At 64.4% G+C, this 13,270-nt stretch carries 9 protein-coding genes and 1 tRNA gene; 2 read left to right on the forward strand and 8 right to left on the reverse strand.

From position 1 onward, the window contains the following. Positions 1–151 precede the first annotated feature (151 nt). The 5 genes from DWA33_RS01865 to tuf all read right to left on the reverse strand — a co-directional run bounded on the left by DWA33_RS01865 (position 152) and on the right by tuf (position 7,569). Positions 152–3,664 carry a TonB-dependent receptor domain-containing protein gene (locus DWA33_RS01865; RefSeq protein ID WP_244601174.1) on the reverse strand — a complete coding sequence of 1,171 codons (3,513 nt, stop codon included), beginning with the start codon at positions 3,662–3,664 and terminating at the stop codon, positions 152–154. A gap of 129 nt (positions 3,665–3,793) precedes the next feature. Then, positions 3,794–4,759: a FecR family protein gene (locus DWA33_RS01870; protein ID WP_114356414.1), complete on the reverse strand. Its 966-nt coding sequence runs from the start codon at positions 4,757–4,759 to the stop codon at positions 3,794–3,796. A gap of 141 nt (positions 4,760–4,900) precedes the next feature. Next, entirely contained in the window at positions 4,901–5,434 is a 534-nt protein-coding gene (locus tag DWA33_RS01875; RefSeq protein WP_114356415.1) for an RNA polymerase sigma factor, read from the reverse strand. 344 nt (positions 5,435–5,778) lie between these two features. Beyond that, positions 5,779–5,854: transfer RNA gene (locus DWA33_RS01880), tRNA-Trp, on the reverse strand. Positions 5,855–6,378: 524 nt separating this feature from the next. Continuing rightward, the gene (gene tuf, locus DWA33_RS01890; protein WP_114356417.1) at positions 6,379–7,569 is read right to left on the reverse strand and encodes an elongation factor Tu; all 1,191 of its coding nucleotides are present in this window, start codon (positions 7,567–7,569) and stop codon (positions 6,379–6,381) included. Between the two features lie 186 nt (positions 7,570–7,755). Between tuf and DWA33_RS01895 the strand changes: the two genes are divergently transcribed. Next, positions 7,756–8,979 carry a serine hydrolase domain-containing protein gene (locus tag DWA33_RS01895; RefSeq protein WP_114356418.1) on the forward strand — a complete coding sequence of 408 codons (1,224 nt, stop codon included), beginning with the start codon at positions 7,756–7,758 and terminating at the stop codon, positions 8,977–8,979. Between the two features lie 133 nt (positions 8,980–9,112). On the opposite strand, the gene DWA33_RS01900 is transcribed toward DWA33_RS01895, so the two are convergent. Together DWA33_RS01900 and DWA33_RS01905 are read right to left on the reverse strand one after the other, a co-directional pair. Next, positions 9,113–9,880: an SDR family NAD(P)-dependent oxidoreductase gene (locus DWA33_RS01900; protein ID WP_114356419.1), complete on the reverse strand. Its 768-nt coding sequence runs from the start codon at positions 9,878–9,880 to the stop codon at positions 9,113–9,115. Between the two features lie 153 nt (positions 9,881–10,033). Continuing rightward, a complete protein-coding gene (locus DWA33_RS01905; protein ID WP_114356420.1) occupies positions 10,034–10,789 on the reverse strand; it encodes a histidine phosphatase family protein in 756 nt (251 codons plus the stop codon). Positions 10,790–10,944: 155 nt separating this feature from the next. On the opposite strand from DWA33_RS01905, the gene DWA33_RS01910 reads away from it, so the two are divergent. Beyond that, on the forward strand, positions 10,945–11,730 hold the full coding sequence (locus DWA33_RS01910) for an SDR family NAD(P)-dependent oxidoreductase (protein WP_114356421.1): 786 nt from the start codon (positions 10,945–10,947) through the stop codon (positions 11,728–11,730). A gap of 349 nt (positions 11,731–12,079) precedes the next feature. On the opposite strand, the gene DWA33_RS01915 is transcribed toward DWA33_RS01910, so the two are convergent. Continuing rightward, positions 12,080–13,129, reverse strand: a complete 1,050-nt coding sequence (locus tag DWA33_RS01915) for a phosphotransferase family protein (protein WP_114356422.1) — start codon at positions 13,127–13,129, stop codon at positions 12,080–12,082. Positions 13,130–13,270 lie beyond the last annotated feature (141 nt).

The following is a 13,270-nucleotide window of genomic DNA, read 5'->3' on the forward strand; positions in this document are numbered from 1 at the left end:
ATGCGGTCATCCCGACTCGTCCTCGTTTGCTGCCGCCTTCGCCGGCAGGCCATCTCGCTGAGACCAGCGGCGCTGTACGCTACCTCCGACCACCAGCCGCGCGCCTCAGCGCGGCCGCGTCGTCCTTTACGCGCATCGCTTCTGTCCGACGTCAGAACCTGTAGTTGACCCCGACCCGGACCATCGGAATGTCGACGTTGCTGCTGAGCTTGCGGCCGTTACTCGTCGCGTAGGTCGCCGGCGTCACGAAATTGCCCGGCAGCACCCCGGCCCTTGCGTCGGCGAAGGTGAAATCCTCACCGGAAAAACGGGCGAGCAGATACTCCGCCTTGATCGACCAGGCACCGCCCACAGCGAATTCGCCGCCGCCGCCGACCACATATCCCACTCGGGTACGCGAACTGTCTTCGGTGAACGCCGCCACGGTCGTCGTCGGCCACGAGAAGTTTCCGGAATTGACGGCACGGTACTGTGTCCGGGATTCGTCCTGCTGCATGAGGGCGACGCCTCCGCTGGCATACAGCATCAGCCTGTCGTTGACCGCGTAACCGAGCCGTCCGCGCACGGTGGAGAGCCATTTGATCTCGCTCTGCTGCACGGCTTCGAACTGCCGCATCCTGGCCAGGTTGTTCGCGCAGTTGCAGGCGACGCCTTCGCTGGCGAAGGTCACCTGGGACGCGCCGATCTCGGTCTTGGCGATGTCGGCCTCGATGCCGGCGACGATGCGGCTCGCAAACTGATAGTCGTAACCGGCATGCAAGCCGAAGGAGAGCGCGCCGACCTGCTGATTCGGCGATTCGTTCGCCGCGTGACTGTCGGCCGATCCGTTCAACGCGGTCATGGTCCCGCCGAACTTCGCGGAATTGTAGGCCGTATTGACGCCGGCATGGAATCCGCTCCAGTTCGCAACCGTCGCGCTCGGCGCGAACAGGCGCGTCAGCGACCCTGGCGACACCGTTTCGTTTCCTCCGAACTTTCCGGTCATCCCGAGACGGATCGTGCGTCCGGGACCCGGCTGCTGAACCAGACTGAGCGGATCGACGTAATACTGATCCGTCAGGTTCTCGACGGTCGCCCGCAGGCTGATGTCCTCGGTGAGCTTGTATTCGGCGAACACATCGACCAGCCAATACGGCTGCCAGATGATCGGCGCGATGATGGCGGACGCACCATACTGCACCGTGCCGTATCCGATCGAGCGCGGCCCGATATAGCTCGCACGACCGCCGACCGTCAGGTCGTCATCGAGCAGCTTCTGCGACAGCGTGATGTTCGCCGAATATTTCGGCGGCACCTGGTTGGCCGAATAGTCGCCGGACAGCGTCGAGTTGGCGCAAGTGGTCGAGGTCGGGCAATATTCGACGTTGAGATAGTAATTTGCAGCCACCTCAACGGTAAAGCCGCCGTTCTGATAGCGGCCCGACCATTCGAGTCCTTCGAAGCGCGCGCGATCGATATTGACCACCTGAAGGGCGGAATAGGTGTAACCATAGGTCGGATCCACGAACGACTTGCTCATCCGGGCGACGTAGTTCGACACGTTCCAATTGAAATAGCCGAACTTCATCATCGCCTTGTCGGCAGCACCGAACACCCCCTCTCGGAACAGGTTCACGCCGGCCTCCCAATTGTTGGAGCGCTCGGGAAGCAGACCAGCATTCGGAACCAGACTGTAACCGGCGACCGATTCGAACAGCGTCGGCATACGCAACGCGCTGGAGTAATTGGTGTAGAATTGCACGTCCTTGATCGGCTCAACCACGATGCCGGCGGATGGGCTGTATCCGCCGCTGTCCCGCGACGGCGCCGGATTCACCTGCGTTGCGTTGGTGATCGCGCTCCGATCCTGAGACCAATAGTGCGAATATCGGAGACCGCCGTTCAGCGTGAGCCATTCGACCGGCTTGTAAGCGACTTTGCCGAAACCGGCGACCTCCTGCCTGGCGCCGTCACGGGACGGGATGCCGGCATTGAGCTGGTTCGTGAACGGCGTCGGCCTGGTCGCCTCCTGGAGATAGGATGCACCATACTCCAGATCCAGCGAACCGAACCGATCCAACCCGATGTGGGATTTGTTGCCGACATCGCCTCCCCCCATCGTACTTTGGTTGCCCGGAAGATAACCGTAGGCAAGGCCGAAATCTTCCGGCTTGACATTGGTCGCAATGCTCGTCCGAGGCGGCGTCAACAACGTCAGGCTGGTCATCCACATATTGGCTTTGAAGTCGACGAGACCGTTGTCCTCGGGTTTCCAGCGATAGCGGACGGTGCCGGTATCGACCTTGGTCACGTCCTCCTGGGCCTGCTGCACCGCTTGATTTTGCGCGCTGGAGAACAATGACGCGATGACGTCACCGGCCTTGCTGCGATAGCCGTTGTAGCCGACCTGCAGACTCTGGCCGTCGTCGGATCGCACGGTGCCCTTGACGAGATAGGATTCGGTCTCGAGCTGCGTGTTCAGAACCTGCTCGCCGGCGCGATAGCTGGTCAGACCGGTGTTCTGGTAGACATGCGCATAAGAGATCGGGCTCGGTGGATAATAACAGAAGCCACTCGAATAGCAGAGCGGCTGCGGCCCGGTGTCCAGCACACCCGCGCCCGGCCCGCTCTTGCCGGCGAAGTAGTTGCCCTGCTTCCGGTACGCATAGCCCCACAGCAGATCGTAGTTCGCCTCCTTGATCGCTGCGACGGTGCTGAACGAACCACTGGTCGGATCGAGCAGTCCGGGCCGGTCGAGGCCGGACGCCTGCGCCGTCGGCACCGGATAGGGCTGCGGATCGCTGACATAGGGCCGCGGCCAGGTGTAACCGCCGAGGTCGCCCGGCCGCGGGCTGGCGGTGTTGGTACCGAAGCTGCTCCTGACCAACACGCCCCATTTTTCGCCGGCCTTCACGACATCGTCGGCGCCGAGCGTGCGCATCGCCACCGTGCCGGCGATGCCGCGGGACGAGACGTCCGCACCCTTGGTGATGTCGACGCCGGCCAGAAGGTCCGGATCGACGTAGGTCCGGTTGGAGATACCCTGATAGCCCTGATAAACCGTGAGCCCGTTCTCAGCGCCGTCCACCGTCACGGCGACCCGGCCCATGCCCTGCATGCCTCGGATATTGACGTCGATCGAGCCGCCGCCGTTCCGGGCCTCGCCTGACATCACCCCCGGCGTGCTGCGGAAGATGTCGGCCGGGCTGCTGCCACGGAAACGCTCGATGCTCTCCTGCGAGATCTGGGTCACGGGCGCGGGCGTGCGATACGGCACCTCGGCCGGACTGCCGCGACCACCCGAGATGTCGATCGTATCAAGCATCAGCGATCCATCGGACGCCGGCATCTGGTTCATACTGGCACTGACCGGACCGACGATCGTGACGGTGCCGCCGTGCTTGAACCGATAGGACAGTCCAGACCCCGCCAGAAGCCGGTCGAGCGCGGCCGAGGGCGTCAGCGCGCCGCGGACCGCCGGTGCGGACTTTCCCGCCACCAGCGCTTGATCGACGAAGATCTGCAGCCGCGACTGACGGGAGAACGCGATCAACGCGCTCCCGAGCGGCTGAGCCTGGATGTCGAGCTCGTGCGAGCCGGCGCCGGCGCCGGCGCGTGAGGGTTGCGGAGCCTGTGCGTAGGATTGTTCGACCGTCGCGGCCGTCGACAGAAACGTCGCCGCCATCAACAGAACAGCCAGTCGCCCGTTAGAGCATACGCACTTTGTATCCAAACTCATCCCGAAGGCCCCCATCGTCGAGCGGCCGCATGTAGCGGCCTGCTGCGATGAAGACGGCGGAGTTGGACAAAGTAGTTATTCGCGTACCGGCTCTTTTTGCGACTCGTTGTCTGGAATCATTACAGTCAGAAGGCCGACCGCACGATAGATCCGCAGCGAAAGCGACTGAGCGATGGTGTCGAGCGCCGCGTCCACGTCGTCGGTGTCGAACACCGCCGTGACGTGCCGCTTGCCGAGCTCACCGCCGAACAGCATGATCGGCCCGCGCCGATAGCGGCCGAGTTCGGCAACCACATCATCCAAGGGCACGTCGCGGAAGATCAGTTGGTTGCGCCGCCATGCCTGCACGGCGTCGAGATCGGCCGCAGTGACGGCGGATATGCCGCCGGCCCCGTACCGCACCTCCTGCCCTGCCACGACTTTCACCGACGCCGCAGCCGGTGCGCCGACCTGAACCGTGCTCTCGGCCACAGCGACCATGACGTCGTGCGCGATCTTGACGTCGAACGCGGTTCCCAACACCTTCACCTCGCCGCCGCCGGCCGCGACGATGAACGGCCGTTCGCGGTCTTTCGCCACCGTGAAGAACGCCTCCCCGGTCAGCAGCTTGATGCGCCGCTCGGTGTCGCCGAACGACACATCGATCGCCGTCGATGTCGAAAGCTCGATCTGCGAACCGTCCTGCAGCGTCACCGTCTTGCGCTCGCCCACGCCGGTTCGATGGTCCGCGAACAGGCCGACCGGCAGCAACTGCCAGCCGAAGCCGGCCATCACCAGCAGCAGCACGGCAGTCGCCGCGATGCGCTTCGGCAGGTTCGATCGCTGCAGCCGCGGGCTGCGCGGCGCCGGACGCCGTCCGACGGCATCGAGACCGCTCCACATCTGCTCGACCGAGCGCCAGGCAGCCTCGTGGGCCGGATCAGCCGCCAGCCACGTTGCAAAGGCGGCGCGGTCCGCCTCGGTGGCCTCGTCGTCGCGAAGGATGACGAACCATTGAACCGCCTGCTCGTCTATGGACGATGGTCCGTCCAATCTGTCCATACGGCCTCGGGTGACACGGTCGTGCATTGCGCAATTGCACCGGCAGGCGGTGGGAGACGTCGCCGATGCAGGGCGTAGCTATGCACGGAAAACGTTCAGGTGAAGGAAAAACAGCGAAATCGGTCCATCAGGGGGACAGCATCACCGGCTCGACGAGCCGTTCGCACCGCCGCCATCCCCTGCCGAGAAGCTGGCCTTGAGGCAAAGCATCGCCCTGAGCATGTGCGCCATCACGGTATTCTTGGAGATCCCCAGTCGGGCGGCGATGTCGGCATAGCTCAAGTCTTCGAACTTGTGGAGAATGAGGACTTCGCGGGGCCGCGGCGGCAACGCGGCGAGCGCCGCGTGCAGCGCCTGGAATTCCTGGTGGGAGATCAGCACCGCATCGGGCAGCGGCGCCGGGTCGGCGATCGCCTCGTCGAGTTCGACCGCGGTCGCCAGGATATTGCGGCGGCGCCGGCGGGCATCGTCGATCGCCAGATTGTCGGTGGTGCGAAACAAGTAGCTGCGGAGGTCGCGCACCTCCTCGCGCGGTGCGCGCAACAGCCGCAGGAATGCCTCCTGCACGATGTCGGCCGCGGCGCTCGCGGACAGTCCGCGAGCGATCAGAAACCGCTGCAGCCGCCTGTGCTCGTCGGCATAGAGGTGCGCCAGACTCTCGGTCAAATCCGTCATCGAACCAACGCCACCCAACCTTTCGCCCCCACAACGCCAGCCGCGACAATCCGGTTAGCAGCCGGCCGATTTCGTCGCAAACCCAGTGAATTAGATTGGCTCTAGCCGAGCGCGCGGAAATTCCACGGCATGGCCTTTGGGCAACTCTGCCACGGCGACCCGATCACGCCGACCAAAGGCTTCGCCGGTCGACCGACGCCGATGTGGGTGATCGTCCCGACCGCGACTCAGGCAACGGAACGGCTGGTCCCGATTCAGGTGCAAATCCTGCTCGGCGGCAGACCCGCGAACTGCCTTCAAGTTTGCCAAATGACAATTATTGGATGCAGCTTCAAGAGTTTAGCTGGCAGGAGTGGCAGGGCTCGAACCTGCGACCCCCGGTTTTGGAGACCGGTGCTCTACCAATTGAGCTACACTCCTACGTCGGCGTCGCCGCCGAACGGGCCGTTTGAAGCACAGGCGGTGCCCTGCTGGCAAGTGGGATACGCGGTTAGGCTTTGGTCCTATTCGACAGGTTCCACAGGCACGGCGTCCGGACCGGTTCCGGACTTGCGACGTGATCGGGGCGCCAGCGCGCATTCCCGATTGGCACCGGTGCCCGGCGCATTCTCGAACACGCAGCGGCTCGGCGGCACCCCACACACCCGGTCGAGCTCGCGGAAGCCGACGCAATGCCCGTCCGGCGCCCGATAGCCGGTGCCGCCCTTGCAGCCGCAGCCTTTGCACGGCGGCCGGTCGGGACAGGCCGCCTCGCCTGCCGCCGGCGCGACCGCTGCAAAAAGAAAGGCCGCGAGCACGATGAAACGCGCTCGCGGCCTTGGTCCTGTGAGAGCGATCGCTCGTTACTCGATGATCGCGGCGACGACGCCGGCGCCCACGCAAGTGCGATTTATCGCACTTGCGCATTATAGATGCGGTTGGAGCGGACGGAGTGGTTGCTGCGATCATTCAATGATCGCAGCAACCACTCCTGCTCCAACCGTGCGGCCGCCTTCGCGGATGGCGAAGCGCAGCTTTTCTTCCATCGCGATCGGCACGATCAGGTGCACTTCCATCGCGATGTTGTCGCCCGGCATCACCATCTCGGTGCCTTCCGGCAGGTGCACCACACCGGTCACGTCGGTGGTGCGGAAGTAGAACTGCGGACGGTAGTTGGTGAAGAACGGGGTGTGGCGGCCGCCCTCTTCCTTGGTCAGGATGTAGGCCTCGGCCTTGAACTTGGTGTGCGGCTTCACCGAACCCGGCTTGCACAGCACCTGGCCGCGCTCGACTTCCTCACGCTTGGTGCCACGCAGCAGCGCGCCGATGTTGTCGCCGGCCTGGCCCTGATCGAGCAGCTTGCGGAACATTTCGACGCCGGTGCAGGTGGTCTTCTGCGTCGGGCGGATGCCGACGATCTCGATTTCCTCACCGACCTTGATCACGCCGCGTTCGACACGGCCGGTCACCACGGTGCCGCGGCCCGAGATCGAGAACACGTCTTCCACCGGCATCAGGAACGGCTGGTCGATCGGACGCTCCGGCTGCGGGATGTAGGCGTCGACCTGCTTCATCAGTTCCAGGATCGCGTCATGGCCGAGCTTCGGATCGGAGTTCTCCAGCGCCGCCAGCGCCGAGCCCTTGACGATCGGAATGTCGTCGCCCGGGAAGTCGTACTTCGACAAAAGCTCGCGCACTTCCATCTCGACCAGCTCGAGCAGTTCCGGATCGTCGACCATGTCGCACTTGTTCAGGAACACCACCAGCGCCGGCACGCCGACCTGACGGGCCAGCAGGATGTGCTCGCGGGTCTGCGGCATCGGGCCGTCGGCCGCCGACACCACCAGGATCGCGCCGTCCATCTGCGCCGCGCCGGTGATCATGTTCTTGACGTAGTCGGCGTGGCCCGGGCAGTCGACGTGCGCGTAGTGACGGTTCTGCGTCTCGTACTCGACGTGCGCGGTCGAAATCGTGATGCCGCGCGCCTTCTCTTCCGGCGCCTTGTCGATCTGGTCGTAGGCCGTGAACGTCGCACCGCCCGTCTCCGCCAGAACCTTGGTGATCGCCGCCGTCAGCGACGTCTTGCCATGGTCGACGTGACCGATCGTCCCGATGTTGCAATGCGGCTTCGTACGTTCAAACTTTGCTTTGGCCATCGTTCTCCATCCTTGTCGGCGCCAGCCCGGAAGGCGGCGAAACCGCGGCTGGTTACTGCGGAAAAGCACCCTGTTCAAGCCGGATTTTATGGGTCAATCTGGCGCGGAACGCCCCCGCAGGCCCCGGATGACATGCGTGTGAACACCGGCGCCGGACCACAACAAAAAACAGCACCGGGAAACGCCATGACCGCGACCGCCGCCGCAACCTCCGCCCTCCCCCCGCAGACCCCGCCTTTGCCGGAGGCCAAGCCCGAAACTCTGGGGCTGTCGCCGCGACGGCTGCAGGTGATGTCGGACGCCTTCAAGCGCGAGATCGACAAGGGCACGATCCCCGGCGTCACCGTGCTGGTGTCGCGCAAGGGCCGGATCGGCTGGTTCGAGGCGCTGGGCCGACAGGCGCCCGGTTCCGACGTGCCGATGCGCCGCGACAGCATTTTCCGGATCTTCTCGATGACCAAGCCGATCGTCTCGGTCGGCATCATGCAACTGGTCGAGGACGGCCAGATGCTGCTCGACGATCCGCTCTCGAAGTTCATTCCCGAATTCGAAAACACCAACGTCGGGATCGTGCGCGGCGGCGAGCTCGAACTGGTGCCGCTGCAGCGCCCGATCACCATCCAGGACCTGCTGCGACACACTTCCGGCATCACCTACGACCACACCGGCGACGGTCCGATCCACAAGATGTACCGCGCCTCGCGGATTCGCAGCCGCAAGATCACCAATGAAGAACACGCCAGCCTGATCGCATCGATGCCGCTGGTGTGCCAGCCCGGCGCAGCGTGGAACTACAGCCGCTCGACCGACATCCTTGGCCGGGTGATCGAAGTCGTCGCCGATCAGACGCTCGGCGCGTTCCTCACCGAGCGCATCCTGACGCCGCTGCAGATGAGCGAGACCGGTTTCCACACCGCGGCCGCGAACAAGGGCCGGCTCGCCGAGGCATTCCCGACCGATCCGTGGACCGGCGATCCGGTGGCGCTGTTCAACATGCTGGAAAAGCCGGCGATGGAATCCGGCGGCGGCGGCCTGGTGTCGACCACGATGGACTACGCGCGGTTCTGCCAGATGCTGCTGTCGGGCGGCACGCTCGACGGCACCCGCATCATCGGCCGCAAGACGCTGGAGCTGATGGCGTCGAACCACCTCGAGCCGCACATCCCGCCGGACAACTACATCCTGCCGCCCGGCCACGGCTTCGGCCTCGGCTTCGCGGTCCGCACCCAGCCGGGCATTTCCGCCTTCCCCGGCTCGGTCGGCCAGTTCTACTGGAGCGGCATCGCCGGCACGTTCTTCTGGATCGACCCGGCCGAGGAGATGTTCGCGGTGTTCATGTCGCAGGGCCCCGGCCAGCGTGAATACTTCCGGACCTTGGTGCGGGATCTGGTGTACGCGGCGGTGGAGTAACCGCCTCCCCGAGTCATTCCGGGGCACGAGCGACAGCTCGCGAACCCGGAATCTCTCTCGTTACTATAACCTCGGGATTCCGGGTTCGCGCTTCGCGCGCCCCGGAATGACGCGATCGGCGTAGCCGACCGCGTCAACTGATCGTCGCGCCGCCGTCGATCACGATGGTCTGGCCGGTGGTGAAGGTGCCGGCCTTGGAGGCGAGGAAGATCGCGGCGCCGGCGATTTCGTCGGGCTCGCCGATCCGCTGCAACGGCGAGCGCGCGGTCGAGGCTTTCAGCGTCTCCGGGTTCTCCCACAGCGCACGGGCGAAGTCGGTCTTGATCAGGCCGGGCGCGATGCAATTGACGCGGATGTTGTGCTCGCCGTACTCGCAAGCCAAATTGCGCGCGAGCTGCATGTCGGCGGCCTTGGAGATGCAATAGGCGCCGATCACGGTCGAGCCCTTAAGGCCGCCGATCGACGACACGATGGTGATCGAACCATCCTTGCGCTCGATCATCTGCGGCACCACTTCGCTGATCAGCCAGTGGTTGGCGACGATGTTGTTGTCGAGGATCTTGCGGAACTGATCGTCGTTGATGCCGGCCTGCGGGCCGTAATACGGGTTCGACGCGGCGTTGCAGACCAGCGCGTCGATCTTGCCGAAGGCTTGCGTCGCTTCCTGCGCCAGACGCTTGAGATCGTCCTTGCTGGAAATGTTGGCGGCCAGCGCCAGCGCGGTGCCTGCGCCGTGCTTGTCGTTGATGGTCTTCGCCACCACATCGCAGGCGTCCTGCTTGCGCGACGAGATCACCACCTTGGCGCCGTGCTCGGCCATCCGCTCGGCGATCGCCTTGCCGATGCCGCGCGACGATCCGGTGATGACGGCGACTTTGCCGCTGAGGTCGAACAAGTTCATGTTTCTCTCCCGTTGTGAGTGCTGTTGATTATTGCAGTTCGTCATTGCGAGGAGCGAAGTGACGAAGCAATCCAAGCTCAGTGCATTCGGCCCTGGATTGCTTCGCTTCGCTCGCAATGACGGTGAGACTTGTCAGGCGCACGAATAAAGCGCTTAGGCCAGCTTACTCGGCGTCGCCAATTCAGGGCCCGCCGGCTGATGCATCGCGGCGTGCGACGGATCGGCGATCCAGGGCTGCTGGTTGACCATCGGAATCCGCCAGCCCTCGTGACCGTTGGAGGCCATGTGGTCGAGCCGGGTGATCGAGCAATTGTCGATGGTGAAGGCCAGCCCCCGCTCCGGCTGATCGCGCAGCGCCAGGCCGATCGCCGCCTTGATGGTGCCGCCGTGCGCGACCGCGACGATGTCGCCGCCGGGATGCGCGGCCGAAATCCGCGCGATCGCCCGCTTGGTGCGCCGGTACAGATCCATGAAGCTCTCGCCGTTCGGCGCCGGCTCGTCGATCGGCGCGAACCAGAACGTGGACAGATTGGGCGGCAGCTTGGCGAAGAACGCGGCGCGGTTGGTGCCCTGCCAGTCGCCGAGATGCTGCTCGTTGAGATCGGCGTCGTGGGTGACGGTGTCCGGTCGCGGGAAGCCGGTGGCGAAGATCGCCTCGGCGGTCATGTGGGTACGCTTCAGCTTGCTCGCGTACCACACCGCGTTCTGCGGCAGCACCCGGCTGACCGCATCGAACACCACCTTGTCGCTGCAGTCGCAATCGATGTCGATCTGGCCGTAGATGTTGCCGCCGTCGCTGCGCACCGGCGCATGCCGCACCCACCACCACCGGGTCGCGGTCACGCCGGCGGGCACCGAATGCTGGGCGACGAACGGTTTGTCGTTGGAAGACGGCGGCACGTTCGTCATGCGAGAAAATCCTTCAATCCGGCGATAAGTCGCTGTACGTCAGACCTCGCATCGCCTCAAGTCACTTGTGTGTCGGACGCGCGGTGCCGATCGAACGATCGTCGTTCCAATTCCGTCAAGCGGCAAACGCCGAAACGATCAGCAGGGAGCAACGCATGGGCCGCCTCGAAGGCAAATCCATCATCATCACCGGTGCCGGCAGCGGCATCGGCCGCGCCGCATCATTGCTGTTCACCAAGGAAGGCGCACAACTGATCGCGGTCGATCGCACCGAAGGCGTGCAGGAGACGGTCGAGCAGGTGCGCAAGGCCGGCGGCACTGCCGAGGCGGTGATGGCTGACGCCGGCTCCGAGGACGACGTGAAGGGCTTCGTCGCCAAGGCGCTCTCGGCCTATGGCAAGCTCGACGGCATCTGGGCCAACGCCGGCATCAGCGGCGGCCTGGTGCCTCTGCCCGAACAGACGCCGGAGCATTGGCAGGAGATCCTGCGCGTCAACCTGATCGGTCCGTTCCTGGCGATCAAGCACACCATGCCGCATCTGATCAAACAGGGCCATGGCGCGATCCTGTGCACTGCCTCCGTCGCTGGATTGAAAAGCGGCGCGTCGGGTCATCCTTACGCCGCGTCGAAGGCCGGCGTGATCAGCCTGGTGCAGACCACCGCCTACTCGCTGTCCGGCACCGGCGTGCGCATCAACGCGGTGTGCCCGGGCCTGATCGAAACCGGCATGACCAAGCCGGTGTTCGACGGCGCCCGCGCCCGCGGCACCGATCACAAGATCGGTCAGCTCAACCCGCTGAAGCGCGCCGGCCAGCCGCACGAACTCGCCACCATGGGCCTGTTCCTGCTCAGCGACGAAGCATCTTACGTCAACGGCCAGGCCTTCCCGGTCGACGGCGGCCTGACCGCGTCGATGCCGTATGCGGGCAAGCCGATCTGAGACGGGGTAGTTAGCGAAGCCGCCGCTCCAGACACAACCGTCATCCCCGCGTATGCGGGGATCCAGTATTCCGGGAGCTCTTAATGACAAAGACGCACTGGGATACTGGGTCGCCCGGACAAGCCGGGCGATGACGACCTTTTCTTGAGATCAATATCGCGATTTCGCCATTCCGGGCGCCGCGTGAAAAGAGCGAACCCGAAATCTCTTTGTGACTGGCACTCGTTTCTTATCAACACGGGATTCCAGGTCTGCACACCTTCGGCGTGCATCCCGGGATGACGTTGGCGAAAGCAATAAGAAAGGCGCGATCCTCGCGGACCGCGCCTTTTTCATTCTCGAAATTCGCTTATTTCGCGCCCGCCTTCTGCGCGAACTCCCACGACAATTGCGCCATCGGCACGGTGCGGGCGGCGGATTCCTTGGCCTTGTCGGAGGCGGCAGTGCCGTCGCGGACGCGGCCGGCGATGCCCGCCAGAATGCCGGCGAGGCGGAAGGTGTTATAGGCCAGATACCAGTTCAGGTCCGGCACACCGGCGATGCCCGCGGCCTTGCAATAGATCTCGGCGGCCTGCTCCAGCGTCGGCAGATTCAGCGCCTTCAGATCGGCCTCGGCGAGGCCCGGCATCGCCCACTGCATCAACAGATAGGTGAAGTCGGCCATCGGATCGCCGAGCGTCGACAGCTCCCAATCCAGCACCGCCAGCACACGCGGCTCGGTGGCATGGAAAATCATGTTGTCGAGCCGGTAATCGCCGTGCACCACCGACACCCGCTCCTGCACCGGCAGCGTGCTCGGCAGCCATTCCATCAGCCGCTCCATCTCCGGTATGGGCTCGGCCACCGACGCCTTGTACTGCTTGCTCCAGCGGTCGACTTGACGAGCGAAGTAATTGCCCGGCTTGCCGAAGTCGCCGAGACCGATCTTCTCCGGATCGTAGCTGTGGAGCTGCGCCAGGGTCTCGATCTTGGCCTTGAAGATCGCCCAGCGCGACTCCGGCGTCTGGGTCGGCAGGGTCGGATCCCAGAACACCCGGCCCTCTTCCATCGACATGATGTAGAACGACACGCCGATCACCGAGTCGTCGGTGCACAGCGCATAGGCCTTGGCGACCGGAAACCCCTGTTTGCCGAGCGCGGCGATGACGCGGAATTCGCGATCGACCGCGTGCGCCGACGGCAGCAGCTTGCCGAACGGCTTGCGCCGCATCACGTAGGAACGGTTCGGGGTGACGAGCTTGTAGGTCGGGTTGGACTGCCCACCCCTGAACTGCTGAACCTCGAGCGGGCCCTGATAGCCCTCGACATTCGACTGCATCCATTCGGCGAGGCGGGCCTCGTCGACACGATGCCGCTCCTCGACCGGCTTGGTGCCGGTGTAATCGTCGTCGTTTCGCATCCCGACCAAGTGACGCTCCTTGTTCTTGTTCGCGCGTTACGCGCCGCGCGTTTCGACAATCCCAAAACAGTCATACCCGGGCCTGACCCGGGTATCCATCTTTTCAAGAGATGCATCGCCGGATCAAGTCCGGCGATGACG

The organism is Rhodopseudomonas pentothenatexigens, from assembly GCF_900218015.1.
Lineage (GTDB): Bacteria > Pseudomonadota > Alphaproteobacteria > Rhizobiales > Xanthobacteraceae > Rhodopseudomonas > Rhodopseudomonas pentothenatexigens.